This window comes from Parasynechococcus marenigrum WH 8102, assembly GCF_000195975.1.
GTDB lineage: Bacteria > Cyanobacteriota > Cyanobacteriia > PCC-6307 > Cyanobiaceae > Parasynechococcus > Parasynechococcus marisnigri.
The window spans coordinates 2,242,747-2,259,576 of sequence record NC_005070.1; the positions used below are offsets into that span (position 1 = coordinate 2,242,747).

Genomic DNA, 16,830 nt, shown 5'->3' on the forward strand with positions numbered 1-16,830 from the left:
TCCTGAACGTGTTCCACTTAAAAAAAACCCCTGCCTTCGGCGGGGGTTTTTTATTGAGCAAGTGTCCAACAAAAAACCGGCCCCTGGGGACCGGCTTGGTTTTGTGGAAGAGGTGAATCGGGCCGGTGAGACCAGCCCAAAAAGGATCACTTGAGGGTGACCTTGCCGCCCACTTCTTCGATCTCTTTCTTGAGAGCTTCGGCTTCGTCCTTGGAGATGCCTTCCTTGATGGGCTTGGGAGCAGCTTCCACCAGAGCCTTGGCGTCGCCAAGACCCAGGCCGGTGGCGTTGCGCACAGCCTTGAGCACCTTGATCTTGGCTGCGGCGTCGAAGCTTTCGAGGATGACGTCGAATTCGGTCTTTTCCTCGGCGACTTCACCACCACCGCCGCCGGCAGCAGCGCCAGGGGCAGCCATCACGACGCCGGCGGACGCGGCGGCGGACACACCGAAGGCTTCCTCGATCTGCTTGACCAGCTCGGAAGCTTCCAGCAGAGAGAGGGACTTCAGTGATTCGAGAATTTCGTCGGTTTTTGCAGACATGGTTGTGAATGAAGAAGCAACAGATCAGTGAAACCAGTGATGTCGGCAGAGAGCGCTCAGCTGTCGCCGCCTTCGGCGTGCTGCTTGAGCGCCCGCGCGAGACCGGAGGGAACCTCGTTGATGCCCACAGCAACCTTGGTGGCCACAGCGTTGATCGCACCGGCGATCTGAGCCATGAGCTGCTCTTTGGAGGGGAGATCGGCAATGGCCTTGATCTCGTCCTGGGACAGCAGCTTGCCTTCGAAAAGGCCGCCTTTGGTTTCGGACTTCTTGGTCTCCTTCTGGAACGCCTGAACGGCCTTCACACCGGCACCGACATCGCCCTTGATCAGGACGAAGGCATTGGTGCCTGTCAGAAGAGAGTCGAGATTCGACCAGGCGCTGTCACCATCAATGGCACGGCGCATCAAGGTGTTTTTGGTCACCTTGCACACCGCGTTACCAGCCCGCAGACGATCCCGCAGGTCGGACATTTCCTTGATGGAGAGGCCCTTGTAATCAAGAACCAGCGCTAGTTCGGACTCGGCGAGGAGCTCTTTGAGCTCTCCGACGATCTGCTGCTTGCTCTCCAGCGTGCGGCCCATAGGGATTGGATCGGATCGAGGGGGAACAAGCTGGACACACGGCCGATCGAGTCTTCAGAAGAAGACGAGGCCGCGTGTCGATCCAATCCCGAATGGGACAAAAATCATGTCGCGTCTGCCTCGGCAGGGATTACATCGACTGGCCCGTCAGGAACGGGCCAATTGAAATCCTGCTGTCTCAGGCCGGGCGCGTGCCCGGTTTGGCTTTCGCCAATGTGAAATTGTAGAGGATTGCCTGCTCAGCTCCCCTGCTCAATGTCCTGAAGTGCGGAGAAGTCCACCTCCACGGACGGGCCCATGGTGGACGTCACATACAGAGACTTCCAGTAGCGGCCCTTCGCACCGCTGGGCTTGTTGCGGTCGATGGTCTCCTGCAGGGTCTTGAGGTTCTGCAGCAGAGCTTCGGCAGTAAAGCTCGCCTTGCCGAAGCGGACGTGGACGATACCGGTGCGGTCAGCTCGGAATTCCAATTTGCCGGCCTTGAATTCCTGGATAGCTCCGGCCAGATCGATGGTCACCGTTCCGGCCTTAGGGTTCGGCATCAAGCCCCGGGGACCGAGGACACGACCCAGTTTCGCCACCTTGGGCATCATGTCCGGAGTGGCGATCAACAGGTCGAACTCCATCTCGCCTTTGGCGATGGTCTCCACCAGATCTTCATCACCGGCCAGTTCGGCACCGGCGGCCTTGGCTTCGGCAACCTTCTCACCACGGGTCACCACCGCGATGCGAACGGTCTGGCCAGTTCCATTGGGCAGCGCCACGGTGGTGCGCAGCTGCTGGTCGGTGTACTTGGGGTCGATGCCGAGGCGCACGTGGGCCTCCATCGTTTCGTCGAACTTGGCGGTGGCGTTGTCCTTCACCAGGGCAATCGCCTCGAGGGGTTCGTAGACGCGATCCTCGATCTTGCTGGCAAGACCTGCCAGTCGCTTGGAGAGTTTGGGCATAACAGGAGTGGGGTACAGACGACATCAGCGATGTCTCCCCCGGTAAGGGTTGAAGAATGAGGCGGCGACGATCAGTCGCTGATGGACACGCCCATGTTTCGGGCGGTTCCTTCGATGATCCGCATCGCGGACTCAACGCTTGTGCAGTTGAGATCGGGAAGCTTGGTTTTGGCGATCTCCTCGAGCTGAGCTCGGTTGATCGATCCAACATTGCCCTTGGCGGACTCGCCGGAACCTTTCTCGATCTTGGCGGCCTTGGTGATCAACACCGACGCCGGGGGCGTCTTGGTGATGAAGGTGAAGCTGCGGTCTTCATAGACCGAGATCTCCACCGGAATCACAAAACCGGCCTTGTCCTGCGTCCGAGCGTTGTACTCCTTGCAGAACATCATGATGTTCACACCGTGCTGACCGAGGGCAGGGCCCACCGGCGGCGCGGGGTTGGCTTTGCCGGCCTGGAGGGCCAGCTTGATAACAGCGGTGACTTTCTTGGCCATTGACGAACGGCTTTTGACTTCTGCGGATCACCAGGCCCGTAGGCAGGGTGGGGCAGGGTGAAAATCACCCCTCAGGCCGCCCTCCACAGGGAAGCGGCCGCCCGTTGTCAGTTCTGTTTGGAGATCTGAGAGAACTCCAGTTCCACCGGGGTCTCCCGACCAAAGATGGACAACAGGGCCTTGAGCTTGTTGCGTTCGCCAGAAACCTCGATCACCTCACCCTGGAAGTCCTTGAACGGCCCAGCAGTTACCAGGATCTGATCGCCTTCGGTGAGATCCACCTTGACGACGGTTTTCTTCTCGGCAGCACGTTTGAAGATCCGGTCCACCTCAGCGCGGCTGAGGGGGCGTGGCTTGATGTGGCCGCGAGCCTTACCGGCGGCGCGCCGGTCTTCCGCCCCAACGAAGTTGATCACGTTCGGTGTGCTGCGGACGGCCATCATCGTGTCCTCATCGAGCACCATCCGCACCAGCACATATCCGGGGAACACTTTCTCCTCGGTGGACTGACGAGAACCGTCCTTCTTCACCTTGACCGCAGGGGTCTGCGGAATCTCGATCTCGAGGATGCGTTTGCTCACCCCCAGGGTGATCGCCCGCTGCTCCAGGGTCGCCTTCACCTTTTTCTCGCAGCTGGAGGCCACCTGGACGGCGTACCAGCGGGCGATGGCCGTGTTGGCGGCCGGAACATCCGACAGCGTGCCCTCCTCACCCTCATTCGGGGCCGGCAGGTCGAGCACCTCGGCGGGGTCCGTTGTGGTCAGATCGTCGGGCACGGCTGAAAAGGGGTGCGGATCAGCGGAACACCTGGGATGACGCCCATCCGAAGAAGCGACTGACCGCGGCAATGCCGGCGGCCGACAAGCTCACCATCAGGATCACAGCGATCGATTCGCTGAACAGCTGCTGACGGCTGGGCCAGACCACAAGCTTGAGTTCGTCGACCGTGGCAGGCAGAAAACCGCGGGGTGCGGCAGGTTCTGCAGGCTTGGTGTCAGGACTCTTCTTAGAGGTGTCCTCGGAGATCGGGCTGGTCACGGAAGGGGGACCGGGTGTTGACAAGGATGCCGGCAGGCACACTGCCAAACAAACACCCTACTGGATGCCCCTGTTTACTCCAGGGGCTCAAACTCCAGCGACGCGCCGTCGTCTGTTCCGCAACGAACACGGATGCCATGCGCCGAGCGGAAACGCTCCTCAAGCAATTGCGTGGCCAATGGGTTCTCCAGCTGACGCCGCAACACCCGTCGCAACGGTCGGGCGCCGTACTCCGGTTCATGGCCCTGACGGGCCAGGGAGTCCGCCACTGCATCATCCACCTCCAGCGACAGACCTTGTTCAGCCATGAGGGTGGAGAGATCAGCCAGCTGCAGCCGCACGATCCGCACCAGATCCTTCACCTTTAAGGGTCGGAAACGGATCACTTCATCAATGCGGTTGAGGAATTCGGGGCGGAACTGACTGGACAGGGCCGCATCCACCTGCTGCTGCAGCTGGGCGTCATCGCTGGAGCCGGAACGGGCGTGTTCAAGGATCACCGGACTGGCCAGGTTGCTGGTCATCACCACCACGGTGTGGCGGAAATCAACGGTCAGTCCCTGGGAATCGGTGAGGCGGCCATCGTCGAGAACCTGCAACAGCAGATTGAACACATCCGGGTGAGCCTTTTCCACCTCATCCAGCAGCAGCACGGCGTAGGGGCGCCGACGCACCGCCTCCGTGAGCTGCCCCCCCTCCTCGTATCCGACATAGCCCGGTGGTGCACCGATCAAACGCGCGGAGGCGTTGCGCTCCATGAACTCGCTCATGTCGAGGCGCACCAGCGCCTCCTCCTCATCGAACAGGGAGGTGGCCAGCGCTTTGGCCAACTCCGTTTTGCCGACCCCCGTCGGGCCAAGGAACAGGAACGAACCCACAGGACGGCGGGGATCCTTCATCCCGGCCCGCGCCCGCCGGATCGCTGCCGCGACGGCGGCCACCGCTTCCACCTGGCCGATGACCCGCTCGGACAGGTGACTTTCCAGGGCCAGCAGCTTGCGGCGTTCGCCCGCCAAGAGGCGCTGCACCGGAATACCGGTCCAACGGGCCACCAGATCAGCGATGTCTCCCGCTTCCACCTGTTCCCGCAGCAGCGCTGTACCCGCTGACTGCGCCTCAGCCTGACTGGCTTCCAACGCCTCCCGCCGCTGTTGAACAGTGTGCAGCTGGTCGTACTGCAACCGAGCCGCCTCCTCGAGAGCGCCCTCCCGTTCCGCTTCAGCGATGGCGTGACGCAGGTCTTCGTCCTGCTGCAGCAACTGGCCAAGCTCCTCCAACTGCGTGCGCTCTTCCTGCCATCGGCGGCGTAGGTCGTCCAGGCGGGAGGACACCTCCAAACGTTGACGCTGCAGCTGAATCCGCTCCTCTTCCGGTGCCTCTTCCGCCGCCAGCAGCGCCAGTTCCACCCGCCGAAGATCCGCTTCAGCCTCCTCCACCACTTGGGGTTTGGAGGTGACTTCGATCTTCAGCTGGGCCGCCGCCTCATCAATCAGATCAATCGCCTTGTCCGGCAGGCAACGGTCGCTGATGTAGCGATCCGCCAGCCGATTGGCGGTCTGAATCGCCTCATCGGTGATCGTGACGCCGTGGTGTAGCTCGTAGCGCTCCCGCAGGCCGCGCAGGATCTCCAGGCTGAGCTCGAGGTCCGGCTCGCGAATCAGCACCTGCTGAAAGCGCCGGTTAAGGGCGGGATCCTTTTCCACCGTCCGCCGGTATTCCTCCGGCGTCGTCGCACCGATGCAACGCAGATCCCCTCGCGCCAGGGCGGGTTTGAGCAGGCTGCCCGCATCGGTGCTGCTGCGGTCACTGCCCACCACGGTATGGAGCTCGTCGATGAACAGCACCACCCCCGAATCCGAGCGACTCACCTCCTCCAACACTGAGCGCAGGCGTTCCTCGAACTGACCGCGGAATTTGGCCCCGGCGATCAGGGCGCCAAGGTCAAGGGCAATCAGTCGCAGCCCCTGCAGGGAATCCGGCACCTCTCCAGCCACAATCCGCTGGGCCAGAAGCTCGGCGATGGCCGTCTTGCCGACGCCGGGTTCCCCGATCAGCACCGGGTTGTTTTTGCTGCGGCGGGAGAGCACCTTGATCAGGTTGCGGATCTCGCTGTCGCGACCGATCACCGGATCAAGCGACCCCGCTTCAGCCTCCTCAGTCAGATCCCGGCCATAGGCCTCAAGCGCTGACGGCTCCCGCTCCAGTTCAACCATCGGCTCCGGCTCCGGTGCCATCACGCGGGGGGCAGGAGCTGATCGAGGCGTTGGGGCTGGGGCCGATGCTGCGGTTGGGACTGGTGGTGGTGCTGGGGCCGGAGAAACCGACGGCTGACGCAACAGACTCTCCAGCCGATCAACAGCCAGACCCTGGGCTGCAAACAACTCGGCACCGATGCGGGGATCAGCGCCGACGGCGACGATCAGCTGGGGCACATCAATCGAGCGATCGCCCCAGCGACCTCGCACTTGATCGGCGGTCTCCAACAGCTGCTCGAGGTCCTCACCGATGAACAACTGATCACCCCGCGCCGGAGGCTGATCCGCCAGCACATCCTCCAAGCGATCGAGAAGATCGTCAGAGCGCAACGGCAGCGGCTCCACCCAGCGACGGAAGGATGAATCGCTGAACAGCACCTGGATCAGATGCTCCACATCCAGCTGATCGTGGCGCCAGCGACGGGCCATGTCCTGACCAGCCAGCAGCAGCTCCCAGGCGGGATCGGAAAAACGGTCAGGCTCGTGGGTGAGGCTGCCGCGGGAAGCGGGGGTGCCGGTCATGCAGCGGCGCGGGAGGACATCTCGATCAACTCCACCTTGTAGCCGTCAGGGTCCTCCACGAAGGCAATCACCGTGGAACCATGCTTCATCGGCCCCGGCTCTCGCACCACCCGGCCGCCCTTACCGCTGATGGCGGCACAGGTGCTGCGAATGTCTTCTACCCCGAGGGCGATGTGGCCGTAGGCATCCCCCAGCTCGTAGGAGCTGGTGTCCCAGTTGTGGGTGAGCTCCAGCACCGTCTGCTCTGACTCCGGCCCGTAACCCAGGAAGGCCAGGGTGAAGCGTCCACTGGGGTACTCCTTGCGGCGCAGCAGCTTCATGCCGAGCACATCGGTGTAGAAGGCAATGGAGCGGTCCAGATCCCCGACCCGGAGCATGGTGTGGAGCATCCGCATGGGGCGCGGTTTCCTGACGTGAACGTTTAAGCATTCTGGCCGGGTGCCAACGGTCACAATGCGAGAGCAGGGGGCGACCCATAAGATCGCCAGGTTTATGCCCCGCCCAACGTGATCGATTCGCTCGACCTCGTCATCGACACCATCGTGGCCCGCGAAGTTCTCGATTCCCGCGGCAACCCAACCGTTGAAGCCGAAGTGCTGCTCGAAGGTGGTGCCATGGGCCGGGCCATCGTGCCCAGCGGCGCCAGCACAGGTGCCCACGAGGCCCACGAACTGCGGGACGGCGGCGACCGTTACATGGGTAAAGGCGTCAGCCAGGCCGTCACCCACATCGAAGAGCGCATCGCGCCAACCCTGTGCGGACTCTCCGCCCTGGATCAGGCCGCCGTGGATGCAGCGATGCTCGAGTTGGACGGCAGCGACAACAAATCCAGCCTGGGAGCCAATGCGATTCTCGCGGTGAGCATGGCCACCGCCCGCGCTGCGGCCAACGGACTGGGACTACCCCTGTACCGCTACCTTGGCGGACCGATGGCCAACCTGCTGCCGGTGCCGTTGATGAACGTGATCAACGGTGGCGCCCATGCGGCCAACAGCCTGGATTTCCAGGAATTCATGCTGGTGCCCCACGGAGCCCCCAGCTTCCGCGAGGCTCTGCGCATGGGCACCGAGGTCTTCCACACCCTCAAGGGTCTGCTCAAAGCCAAGGGCATGAGCACCTCTGTGGGGGATGAGGGTGGTTTCGCCCCCGACCTGGGCAATGTGGAAGCCGGGGAGATCCTGGTGGAGGCGATCACGAAGGCCGGCTACAAACCTGGCGAGCAGATTTCCCTGGCGCTGGATGTCGCCAGCACCGAATTCTTCGAGAACGGCCGCTATGCCTTTGATGGCGGCAACTACGACAGCGCCGAAATGGTCGGCCAGCTGGAGCAGCTGGTGGAGAAATTCCCGATCGTGTCGATCGAGGACGGCCTGGCGGAAGACGACTGGGAGGGTTGGAAGCTGCTCACCGAACGGCTTGGCGGCAAGGTGCAGCTGGTGGGTGATGACCTGTTCGTGACCAACACCAAGCGCCTGCAGCAGGGCATCGACAACAGCACGGCGAACTCGATCCTGATCAAGGTGAACCAGATCGGATCTCTCACCGAAACCCTGCAGGCGATCGATCTGGCTGGGCGTTCCGGGTACACCAGCGTGATCAGCCACCGCAGTGGCGAAACCGAGGACACCACCATCGCCGACCTCTCCGTCGCCACCCGCGCCGGTCAGATCAAGACCGGTTCGCTCAGCCGCAGCGAGCGCGTCGCCAAGTACAACCAGCTCCTACGGATCGAGGACGAACTGGGCAGCCAGGCGGTTTACGCCGGAGCTGTGGGCCAGGGTCCCCGGGGTAACGCCTGATCACCAGACCTGTCGTCAGCGATTGGAGCCAGGCAGTTGCTCCAGTCGCTGATCACGGCGCATGCGCACCTGCATCTGGAACCAACCCATCCCCACCGGGACTGCTGCTGCTGCAGGAAGCAGAGCCCAGAGAGGTCGCACGCTGGCACCAACAATGGCGGCGGAGAGTGCCAAGCAACCCAGCAGTACCGACTGACCGATCGATTGCTGCGCCAGGGTCATTCGGCGGAACTGGCGATCGGATTCACCCAGTCGCACCTGCAGCTGCAGATCACCCTGCTCCAACCGCTCAAGGCTCTCGTCCAGACGGCGTGGAAGGGCAGCAGCACGACTGCTCAACGCTCCAACCTGGCGTCCAAGTTCATTGAACAGGTCGTTGGAGCCTGATCCGCTCGACGTCATCAGAGGAAGGAGGTAAGGCTTAGCGATCCCCACCAAACTAAAAGCCGGATCGAGGCTGCGGCCGACGCCCTCGAAAGTGGACAATGCCCGCATTACGAAGATCAGCTCCACCGGCAGACGAAACGGCTGGCCGTACACGAGGTCGTAGAGGTCACCGGAAAGCTTGTCGATCACATTGCTGCTGAAAGGAGGTGTGAGGGCTTCATTCAGCATCAGACGCACCAACCGGCGCACCGGGCCCACATCAATTTCTTTGGAGATCACACCTGCCGCCTGCATCTCATCCACCAGCGCGGCTGAATCGCGTGCAGCAGCTGCTCTCACCATCGACCCAAGACGACGGCGCAGACCATCCGACAACAACCCCATCATCCCGAAGTCGTAGTAGATGAGAGCACCGTCGCTGGCCACCGCCAGGTTTCCGGGATGGGGATCAGCGTGAAAGAAACCAAAGCGCACCAGCTGCTTGAGATAACTGGCGGCCCCGATTTCCGCCACGGCAGAAGGGTCGACGCCGGCCTCCACCAGCGCCTCCCGGTCGTTGACCTTGATCCCCGGTAGGTAATCCAGGCAAAGCACCCGGCGGGTGCTCTGTTCCCAGATCACGGCGGGGATACGAATGCGTTCGTCATCGAGAAACTGTTGACGGAACCGAGCGGCGTATTGCGCTTCCACCCTGAAATCCAGTTCCCGCAGCAGCACCCGGCGGCATTCCCGAGCCATCGCAGGCCAGTCCCGTCCTCGTCCCCAGCTGGGGTGGCGCTGCAACACCGCAGCCACCTGCTGCATCACCTCCAGATCCAAGCGGAAGAGGGTGTCGAGCCCGGGACGTTGGATTTTCAGCACCACCTGACGGCCACTGCGAAGGCTGGCCCGATGCACCTGTGCGAGGGACGCGGCTCCCAAAGGCACCGGATCGAGATCAATCACCTCAGCGCAACGGGGGCCGAGCTCCTCCTCCAGCACGGTCTGCACCTGTTCAAACGGGAAAGCGGGCACGCTGTCCTGCAGGGATGCAAGCTCTGCCACCCAACCGGCGGGAAGGATGTCGGGTCGCGCTGAGAGCAACTGGCCAAATTTGATAAAGGCCGACCCCAGTTGAAGCAACTCAGCTGTCAACCAGCGGGCCCGCCGTTGCTGCCGGGCAGCACGGCGTTCCGGGGTGGGTCCACCTCGATAGGTCCAGGCCTGGCTATCCCACCAAAGGAACAGCAGGAAAGTGAGGACGGCGCGCCAGATGCGCAGCCCCCGCAACATGCGGCTCATCAGGAGCGAGCCTCTAGGACCCTGTTGATCTCAGCCACCGAGGCGCGCAGGCGATCAACCAGGTCCTGCGGAGAGCTCGGCTTGGATTCGGTCGTCGTCTCAGAGAGCTCAACGTCAGAGCCCGGTGATCGAGAGGCAGGGGCATCGCCATGTTCCAACCGCTGGGCTTCCGCCTGAACCTCTTCCTGAAACAACTCCCACTCCCGACGGAGGCGTTCTGGCGCATCCTGCGCCAGAACAGCAATCTCTGCTGCCGCATCCGCTAAGCCATGTCCAAGGCGAGCGCTGATTCGGTTGACGGTTGCACGGATGAATGCTTCCGAAGACCCCATGTGCGCCTCGAGTACGACGAAACTCTGGCAGATCCGCCGGGTGAATTGAGTTATGGAGTTGGCGCCGGAATCGGCTCAATCGGAACGAAATAGTCGTTCTGATCAAGGGTCACCTCAGGGTTCGATACCTCGAGTAATGGATCGATGGGATTGAACGGGTCAACCGATGGATCCACCAGTGGGTCGATCGAGGCGGCAGGCAGAGACTGCGACTCCTCCGGGAAAGGTTGATCAGGTTCCGTCCATTCCGGGGCCGTCCAACTGGGGTCCGGCAGCGGCGCCCGTAATGCCAGCTCCTCCTTACGGGCAAGCTCCGCCTGAAGGCGGGCCTGCTCTTCGGCCTTGGCTTTGGCCTGACGCTCCGCCTCTGCCTTGGCTTCGATGGCGGCAACATCGACAACCAAGGAGCCCGTACCACCGGACGAGCGGCGCAACGACGCCAGCGATTGACCAGGAAACTCTTGGCGAACGAAGGGTTCCGGCTGGCTTGGGGGCTCGGGGTTGGCCTGCAGAGTCACCACCCTGTGGGTGATGCCGTAGCCCAAAGAGAAGCAACACCCCACCAGGAGTGGACCAACCCAAAAACGGGGGCGTCGAGCCTGAGCCGGCTCGGCCTGAACTTTGCTGTGCTCGGATTCGTGTGTCATGAGTTTATTTTCGCAGCCTTCTCGATGTAGGCCAAGTGAAAGTCGCGCAACAGAGCCCGTGGAGCAACAATCCAGACCCGATCAATTCAACTTTTTCCTCTCGTATCACCACAGAAAAACAAATCGAACCCTGACAATTCGACCGAGAAGAGTCGTCATATAACCACTTTAGACCTCACACAATCCGCTTCAATCATTCCACCAGTGCGTCGAGCCGGATCGGAATTTCTCAGACAACACAAGGTCAACATGACCAACGAAGACCGAAGTGACAGACAAAAGGAATGACGCTCATTCCGCCAAACGAATCTCAGGCGAAATACATATGGGATATGGGAATAACTACAAACCGCCTCAAAAAGGCGATTAACTTGCCTCGCGGTCACAACCTAAGGCCAAGCACTTATAGGCAAAAGCAGAATGAGATGACAGCACAATCTATCCGCAATGAAATGGAGCAAATCTTTGATTTACAGCGCATCAATAATGGTCAGCCGCAATGAATCCAAAGGAATATCACTGTAGTGACTGGGGTATTCCGGCCGCACAACAACATCAACCCACTCCTCACCCTCCGCTTGGCTTCCAGCCACAACGGGCAACTCAAACAATGCAGTGGCCTCACCCGGCTCAAACGTGACGGAATTACCAAGAACTAAGACATCATGAAAATCTTCAGAATAGCCTTCTAAAGAATCCCAATTCTTTGTATCAGGGGAGAAAGTGAAGTCCAACCATATTCTCGAGGCGTTGGAGACATCACCATCTTCTCGTGTCAATTGCAGAATCTTTGTTTCCAAACCTGAACGAGGTTCCACAACACGATCGCCACCAACCCAATCCGCCAGCAGCTTGGGAGCTTTCCAGCGTTGAGACAAATCAAATTCTCGACTCTCAATCAAAAGAGGACTATCAACCAAAGGTGATGGCGTTGATACGCCGCTCTCCGATCCATAAACAAACTGAAGCGCTCTGATATCAAGATCGGTATATCCAGGATCACCGTCAGCATCCTGTTCCTTCACGTACGACATCACCGTGCCATTGGTATCAATGTCGGCATCAACATCGCCATCGGAGTCGTCGTGGGGATGCTCCAGACCTAAGGCATGCCCGAACTCATGAAAGGCGGTGCTTTTCCAACCCGCTTCGCGGGATCCGGCATAGCGGGAGGCTTGGGTGTAAGCACCCGCTGACAGGTTGATGGTTCCTTGCTGCTCAACACGGCGATAGTTGTACTGACTTTCATCGGCCAATTCAGACCAAGTGGTGCTGGGGCTTTGGTAAATCCCGGCTGCGCCATCACTAACCTCTGACGCCGATGTTTGGTTCAGCACCAACTGAGATTTTGGATGATCCTGCGGGACAATGACAAATTCAGGTTCAATCAAGCCATCTGTAGCAGCGAGAACGTCCTCCCACCAACGCTTCGTTTCAGCCGTGAGACCGGAGCCGAACGAGACATAAATCAGTCCATCATCGGAGTAGAGATAAAGGGATGCATAGTGATCAGCGGTATCCATTACCTCTTGGTCCAGAACAATCAACAGATCCTGGGGGATAGAACGCAGCGCAACATCCGCCTCATAACCTTCAACCTGCAAGGTATAGGAGCCCGTAAAGGAGTGTTGGGCATAGACCTCCGCGAACATTGCATCACTCTTGGCGCGATAACCGGACGTGGAGGCGGAATTGCCGTTGTATGCCACGGCAGGATCTAAAACCCGACCACCTGCATCAACCAGGCGCACCAACGGATTTGTATCCTCGGCCGCGTCCACGGACAGCTTCACGACATCTCCAGTCGAACTGGAGACTGGAAAGCGGTCAACTTCCCCACCCACGCTGATCGCCCCGGAAAAATCCTGCACAGACAATTGCGGAGGCCGCGGCCCATTAGCGAAGAGCCCATCCTTTGGCGCAGTGGGGGGAGCTGGCGTTACTGGCTCAGGGAGCGTTATTGGCTCAGGAGGCGTTATTGGCTCGAGGGTCGTTACTGGCTCAGGGGGCGGAGGTACTTCATCCGAAAACAAAAAGTTACTGGAATTCAAAGAAGCACTCTTTTGAAAAAGCCCAACAACTCCGCCTTTTCCAAATCCCTTCACAACTCCATTTTCATTGAAAAAAAGACGGCCACTCTTGGCATAATAAATAAACTCAGCATCCGACTTCTTTGACTTCTTGAAATCCCTTTTTAATGAGGCAACATAGACAGATGCCGTCGCGGGAACGCCGAAAGCCTCATAATCAATTAAAAGGAGATCTTCGTCAGGACTGAAACTACTGAACTTATTCTCTTTTTTTGCATTTTTCTTGCTGTACTTTGATAGTGGCTTTAAGTAATATTTGCCAGACATTTAACTTAACTTAAAACATTACGCTAAAAGTAGTCAAAGAGCAAGCCTGTGTCAAGCAATTGCCAACAGATTACTGCAAACCTCACCAACACCCACGGCAGCATAGTCACACTTTTCACATGAAAGTAGGGAATCACTTCCCTCCAACTTAGGGTCATGAATTCCACAAAAGCGAACAACTTAAACAGATCCGTCCAATACCTCAACAACGAACACGGCATAACCAAAGCCCAAGAATCGCAGATGGACGTCTCATGCGCAGTAGAAGACACAACGAATTATTATTTCATTGATCGAAACTTCTCGTGCGTTCAAGGCAGACGTTTTTTTGACCGCCAAAACTCCATGCCTTTTACATGGCAAACGCGCCCAACATTGCGATCAGGTGGTGTAATCGGCGTTGATCCGCACATATTGATCGGACAAATCGCAGCCCCAGGCAAGACCGTTGCCTGGTCCATCCCCCAGCTGGATCCTGATTTGCACCGTCTCGCTACGAAGCACACGGCTCGCCGCCTCAGGATCAAAGGAAAGCGGCTGCCCCGACTGCATCAGCTGATGCGGACCAATCCAGAGCGCAACCTGCTCCGGATCGAACGGAACACCGGAACGACCAGCGGCAGCGACGATCCGGCCCCAGTTGGGATCCCGCCCGTGCACGGCCGTCTTCACCAACGAGGAACCAACGATGGTGCGGGCTACCCGCTGCGCTGACGGCTCATCGAGGGCTCCCTCCACCTGCACCTCAATCAGACAGGTCGCCCCCTCGCCATCACGGGCAATGGCCTTGGCCAGGTGCTGCATCGCCTCGGTCAATCCCTGCTCCAAGGCCGCATGGTGCACAGAATCCAAGGGATCTCCAGCGGCAAAGGCCAGCACTGTGTCGTTCGTGCTGGTGTCGCCATCGACGGTGATGGCGTTGAAGGAGCGCTGAACCGCCTGCCCCACCATCGCCTTCCAGATCGACGGATCAAGGCCAGCGTCACAACTGAAAAAACCCAGCATTGTGGCCATGTCGGGGTGAATCATTCCTGACCCCTTGGCTATGCCGCCAATGCGGACGCGGCGGCCCCCCAGCTCGGCCTCCAGCGCCACCTGCTTGCTGACGAGATCGGTGGTGAGAATCGCCGTTGCCGCGGCTTCACCGCCGGTGGCCGACAACGCGGCGACAAGGGGATCCAACCCCGCCAACAGCTTCGGCATGGGGATCGGCACCCCGATCACACCGGTGGAACAAATCAGCAGAGCCTCTGCATCGAGTCCAAGCTGATCAGCAAGGGCCTGAGTAGCCCGCTGACTGTCGATTAGACCTCGATCACCAGTACAGGCATTCGCCTGCCCCGAATTAATCAGTACAGCCCTGGCCTGGCCCCCATTGGCAGCCAGACGCTCAGCGCAGAGATCAACGCACGCCGCACGCACAACGGAGGTGGTGAAGCTGCCAGCGCAGACCGCCTGCTCCGGCGCCAGCAACAGCGCCATGTCCAACTTGCCGGAGGGTTTCAGACCCGCAGCAATCCCCGAAGCCTGGAAGCCCTGGGGGGAGGTGACACCTCCCGAGACCAATTGCCAGGGGGATTGCATCGCACAGCCGAGGGAAACTGGAACCATCCTCCTTCGGCAGCATGCAGCGCCGCATCGGCCTCACTGGTGGTATTGCCAGCGGCAAAAGCAGCGTTGGCCGTTTGCTCGAGGCGAGGGGCTGGCCTGTGCTCGATGCCGATCAATACGCCCGCGATGCCCTTGCTCCGAACACAGCTGCATCGCAAGCGGTGGCGCACCACTTTGGCGCGGCAGTCGGCACTGCTGCCGATCTAGACCGCAAAGCCCTTGGCCGAATCGTGTTCAGCGATCCAGACCAACGCCGCTGGCTCGAAGCCTTGATCCATCCCGTCGTGAGGGAACGCTTCCAACACGAACTGGCGGAGCTGAGGGATGAGCCGGTGGTGGTGCTGATGATCCCCTTGCTGTTCGAAGCGGGATTGGACGTTCTATGCAGCGAAATCTGGCTGGTGGACTGCACACCGAAACAACAACTGGAGCGGATGATCCAACGAGATGGGCTGACCAAGAACGAGGCACAGAATCGCCTGCAGGCTCAATGGCCCATTGCCCGCAAGCGGGATCGAGCCGATTGCGTGATCGACAACAGCGGCGGAGTCAATGACTTGCTGGCAGCGGTTAGTCGTTGCGGCCTGCGCGCTGACGGAACCACTTGGTGATCACCCATTTGCTGCCGACTTCCACCGGCATTGCCTCATGCAATGTGAAGGGATTGGGGGTGCCATCGGCCTGCAGATTGTTCCAGGCCAATGCCAAACCTGGCGCCGGGGTGAAACAGCGCCCAAGGCGCTTGAAGCAGGTCTCACCGCCGCGTTCAACGGCATTGAGATAGACCATCAACGTCCAAGTGCGCTGGCCCCCGCAGGCAGTGTGTTCGGTGAATTCCTTGGTACCGGGCCCGAACCAATCGGTGTGCTCCTTGAAATACTCACCAGGGTCATAGCGTTGGCCCTGGATGGGTTCCGAAAGGCCGGAGTCCACCCCTAGCAACGCAGCGAACCGTTCATCCAACCGTTCCGCCAGCTCCGGATGGTTCTGACGCAGATGGCACGTGCGACTGGTGCGGTAGTCGCTGGCGCCCCGGGTCACCGTGGATGGTTGCAGAGAACCGTTGATCGCCTCCATCACCTCATCGCACTCGTCCCTGTGCAGAAGACCCGGCAGCTCATAGACCTGCGCCAGCGGCGTATCCAGACGCCAGGCCCGCGGTTGATGCTCCGGGCGGGTGAGTGGTGCTTCAAACCATTCAAGAAAATTGGATCGGGTCGTTGGAGCCGACTGAACCGGAGTGGCGACGGATAATGACACTCTTGAAGCGTCGAGCACCTGCTCCAGGGCCTGACGCGAAAAACCATGGGCCATGGCTCGCTCAAGCATGCCTTCACGGTCACATCCCCGTTCCTGATTGAGACGTAGCCACTCACGCCAAGTTTCAGGAATAGACGCGATGTCCTTCAGCTGCTGATTGCTTTTTCGCGCCTCTTCAACATTGGCAAATTTACATGCTAGATCCTGATAGAGCCCCGGGTTCCACACTTTGGGGCGCCAATGAAAGTACATATTGCGATAAAAGTTTCCGTCAAACTCTGAGGCCCGGCCGTGCGGGCAAAGACTCTCATAAAAGAGCATTGTACCGGGATTAAATAAAACCTGGTGATGCTCAGCTTCATGGTCGACGAAATCCAACGCCCAGGGAATGTTGGATTGATCTGCCACGTGCACAATGCAACTCACCACATGAGTGTCCACCCGATCACGGTGCATATGCAGCCAGGAGCCAGGCCCGTAACTGCGCACGCCGTAGCCGAAGCTACGCTCCAACGGCTGACCGGCCCATTCCTCCATCAGTGGAGTCAGTTGTGCATAGGCCAGCCCCATCAAGCCCTCGGACATCGGCGCATAACGCAGATCCGGAGTTCTGGATCGCACCGAAGAGATTCCAGCAATTACATCGGCCTGATATCCGGGATCGCGCTCAAGCTTTTCCTGAACCGGCTGAAAGTCCATCTGCGCATACTCCTGATCCAACGCCTGCTGCAACGGCGCAGGCGTTGTCAGCAAGCGAAAAGGGTTGGATGC

At 59.8% G+C, this 16,830-nt stretch carries 17 protein-coding genes; 3 read left to right on the plus strand and 14 right to left on the minus strand.

All coding sequences use genetic code 11. The features are described 5' to 3' along the window. Positions 1-146: 146 nt before the first annotated feature. The 8 genes from rplL to gloA all read right to left on the minus strand — a co-directional run bounded on the left by rplL (position 147) and on the right by gloA (position 6,780). Complete coding sequence (gene rplL, locus TX72_RS11815) at positions 147-542, minus strand: 50S ribosomal protein L7/L12 (protein WP_011129193.1); 396 nt, start codon at positions 540-542, stop codon at positions 147-149. A gap of 56 nt (positions 543-598) precedes the next feature. After that, positions 599-1,126, minus strand: coding sequence for a 50S ribosomal protein L10 (gene rplJ, locus TX72_RS11820; RefSeq protein WP_011129194.1), 528 nt, complete (start codon positions 1,124-1,126; stop codon positions 599-601). Positions 1,127-1,365: 239 nt separating this feature from the next. Further along, positions 1,366-2,073, minus strand: a complete 708-nt coding sequence (rplA, locus tag TX72_RS11825; protein WP_011129195.1) for a 50S ribosomal protein L1 — start codon at positions 2,071-2,073, stop codon at positions 1,366-1,368. A gap of 71 nt (positions 2,074-2,144) precedes the next feature. Then, positions 2,145-2,570, minus strand: coding sequence for a 50S ribosomal protein L11 (gene rplK / locus TX72_RS11830; RefSeq protein WP_011129196.1), 426 nt, complete (start codon positions 2,568-2,570; stop codon positions 2,145-2,147). Positions 2,571-2,677: 107 nt separating this feature from the next. Continuing rightward, positions 2,678-3,346, minus strand: a complete 669-nt coding sequence (nusG, locus tag TX72_RS11835) for a transcription termination/antitermination protein NusG (RefSeq protein ID WP_011129197.1) — start codon at positions 3,344-3,346, stop codon at positions 2,678-2,680. A gap of 19 nt (positions 3,347-3,365) precedes the next feature. After that, positions 3,366-3,608, minus strand: coding sequence for a preprotein translocase subunit SecE (gene secE, locus TX72_RS11840; protein ID WP_011129198.1), 243 nt, complete (start codon positions 3,606-3,608; stop codon positions 3,366-3,368). A gap of 74 nt (positions 3,609-3,682) precedes the next feature. After that, on the minus strand, positions 3,683-6,385 hold the full coding sequence (locus TX72_RS11845; protein ID WP_011129199.1) for an ATP-dependent Clp protease ATP-binding subunit: 2,703 nt from the start codon (positions 6,383-6,385) through the stop codon (positions 3,683-3,685). After that, complete coding sequence (gloA, locus tag TX72_RS11850) at positions 6,382-6,780, minus strand: lactoylglutathione lyase (protein ID WP_011129200.1); 399 nt, start codon at positions 6,778-6,780, stop codon at positions 6,382-6,384. Before gloA ends, TX72_RS11845 begins: the two co-directional genes overlap by 4 nt. A gap of 111 nt (positions 6,781-6,891) precedes the next feature. On the opposite strand from gloA, the gene eno reads away from it, so the two are divergent. Then, on the plus strand, positions 6,892-8,184 hold the full coding sequence (gene eno / locus TX72_RS11855; protein WP_011129201.1) for a phosphopyruvate hydratase: 1,293 nt from the start codon (positions 6,892-6,894) through the stop codon (positions 8,182-8,184). Positions 8,185-8,199: 15 nt separating this feature from the next. Here the strand turns inward: eno and TX72_RS11860 are convergent, their stop codons facing one another. From TX72_RS11860 to TX72_RS11870, 3 genes are read right to left on the minus strand one after another with little or no spacing between them, the layout of a single operon-like run. Continuing rightward, complete coding sequence (locus tag TX72_RS11860) at positions 8,200-9,852, minus strand: ABC1 kinase family protein (protein ID WP_011129202.1); 1,653 nt, start codon at positions 9,850-9,852, stop codon at positions 8,200-8,202. Continuing rightward, positions 9,852-10,184, minus strand: coding sequence for a hypothetical protein (locus TX72_RS11865; protein WP_011129203.1), 333 nt, complete (start codon positions 10,182-10,184; stop codon positions 9,852-9,854). The genes TX72_RS11860 and TX72_RS11865 overlap by 1 nt, the downstream gene beginning before the upstream one ends. 50 nt (positions 10,185-10,234) lie before the next feature. Beyond that, a complete protein-coding gene (locus TX72_RS11870) occupies positions 10,235-10,831 on the minus strand; it encodes a hypothetical protein (RefSeq protein ID WP_011129204.1) in 597 nt (198 codons plus the stop codon). 284 nt (positions 10,832-11,115) lie between these two features. Here TX72_RS11870 and TX72_RS14045 point away from each other — a divergent pair, with 284 nt between their 5' ends. Then, positions 11,116-11,334 (plus strand): hypothetical protein, encoded by a 219-nt coding sequence (locus tag TX72_RS14045; protein ID WP_148228826.1) that lies wholly within the window; start codon positions 11,116-11,118, stop codon positions 11,332-11,334. On the opposite strand, the gene TX72_RS11875 is transcribed toward TX72_RS14045, so the two are convergent. Then, entirely contained in the window at positions 11,302-13,188 is a 1,887-nt protein-coding gene (locus TX72_RS11875) for a zinc metalloprotease (protein WP_011129205.1), read from the minus strand. The two genes, TX72_RS14045 and TX72_RS11875, sit on opposite strands and share 33 nt — an antisense overlap. Before the next feature lie 381 nt (positions 13,189-13,569). Continuing rightward, complete coding sequence (gene argJ / locus TX72_RS11885; protein ID WP_042504501.1) at positions 13,570-14,772, minus strand: bifunctional glutamate N-acetyltransferase/amino-acid acetyltransferase ArgJ; 1,203 nt, start codon at positions 14,770-14,772, stop codon at positions 13,570-13,572. Positions 14,773-14,813: 41 nt separating this feature from the next. On the opposite strand from argJ, the gene coaE reads away from it, so the two are divergent. Next, on the plus strand, positions 14,814-15,410 hold the full coding sequence (gene coaE / locus TX72_RS11890) for a dephospho-CoA kinase (protein ID WP_011129207.1): 597 nt from the start codon (positions 14,814-14,816) through the stop codon (positions 15,408-15,410). Here coaE and TX72_RS11895 read toward each other — a convergent pair. Then, complete coding sequence (locus tag TX72_RS11895) at positions 15,370-16,812, minus strand: prolyl hydroxylase family protein (protein WP_225867708.1); 1,443 nt, start codon at positions 16,810-16,812, stop codon at positions 15,370-15,372. The two genes, coaE and TX72_RS11895, sit on opposite strands and share 41 nt — an antisense overlap. Positions 16,813-16,830: the final 18 nt, after the last annotated feature.

Excerpts from the sequence above, each read along its gene's own strand:
- TX72_RS11865 (WP_011129203.1), bottom strand. The coding sequence starts at position 10,184 with ATGGGGTCTTCGGAAGCATTCATCCGTGCAACCGTCAACCGAATCAGC.
- gloA (WP_011129200.1), bottom strand. The coding sequence starts at position 6,780 with ATGCGGATGCTCCACACCATGCTCCGGGTCGGGGATCTGGACCGCTCC.
- TX72_RS11875 (WP_011129205.1), bottom strand. The coding sequence starts at position 13,188 with ATGTCTGGCAAATATTACTTAAAGCCACTATCAAAGTACAGCAAGAAA.
- coaE (WP_011129207.1), top strand. The coding sequence starts at position 14,814 with ATGCAGCGCCGCATCGGCCTCACTGGTGGTATTGCCAGCGGCAAAAGC.
- TX72_RS11860 (WP_011129202.1), bottom strand. The coding sequence starts at position 9,852 with ATGAGCCGCATGTTGCGGGGGCTGCGCATCTGGCGCGCCGTCCTCACT.
- rplA (WP_011129195.1), bottom strand. The coding sequence starts at position 2,073 with ATGCCCAAACTCTCCAAGCGACTGGCAGGTCTTGCCAGCAAGATCGAG.
- TX72_RS11845 (WP_011129199.1), bottom strand. The coding sequence starts at position 6,385 with ATGACCGGCACCCCCGCTTCCCGCGGCAGCCTCACCCACGAGCCTGAC.
- rplJ (WP_011129194.1), bottom strand. The coding sequence starts at position 1,126 with ATGGGCCGCACGCTGGAGAGCAAGCAGCAGATCGTCGGAGAGCTCAAA.
- TX72_RS14045 (WP_148228826.1), top strand. The coding sequence starts at position 11,116 with ATGACGCTCATTCCGCCAAACGAATCTCAGGCGAAATACATATGGGAT.
- TX72_RS11870 (WP_011129204.1), bottom strand. The coding sequence starts at position 10,831 with ATGACACACGAATCCGAGCACAGCAAAGTTCAGGCCGAGCCGGCTCAG.
- rplL (WP_011129193.1), bottom strand. The coding sequence starts at position 542 with ATGTCTGCAAAAACCGACGAAATTCTCGAATCACTGAAGTCCCTCTCT.
- argJ (WP_042504501.1), bottom strand. The coding sequence starts at position 14,772 with ATGCAATCCCCCTGGCAATTGGTCTCGGGAGGTGTCACCTCCCCCCAG.
- rplK (WP_011129196.1), bottom strand. The coding sequence starts at position 2,570 with ATGGCCAAGAAAGTCACCGCTGTTATCAAGCTGGCCCTCCAGGCCGGC.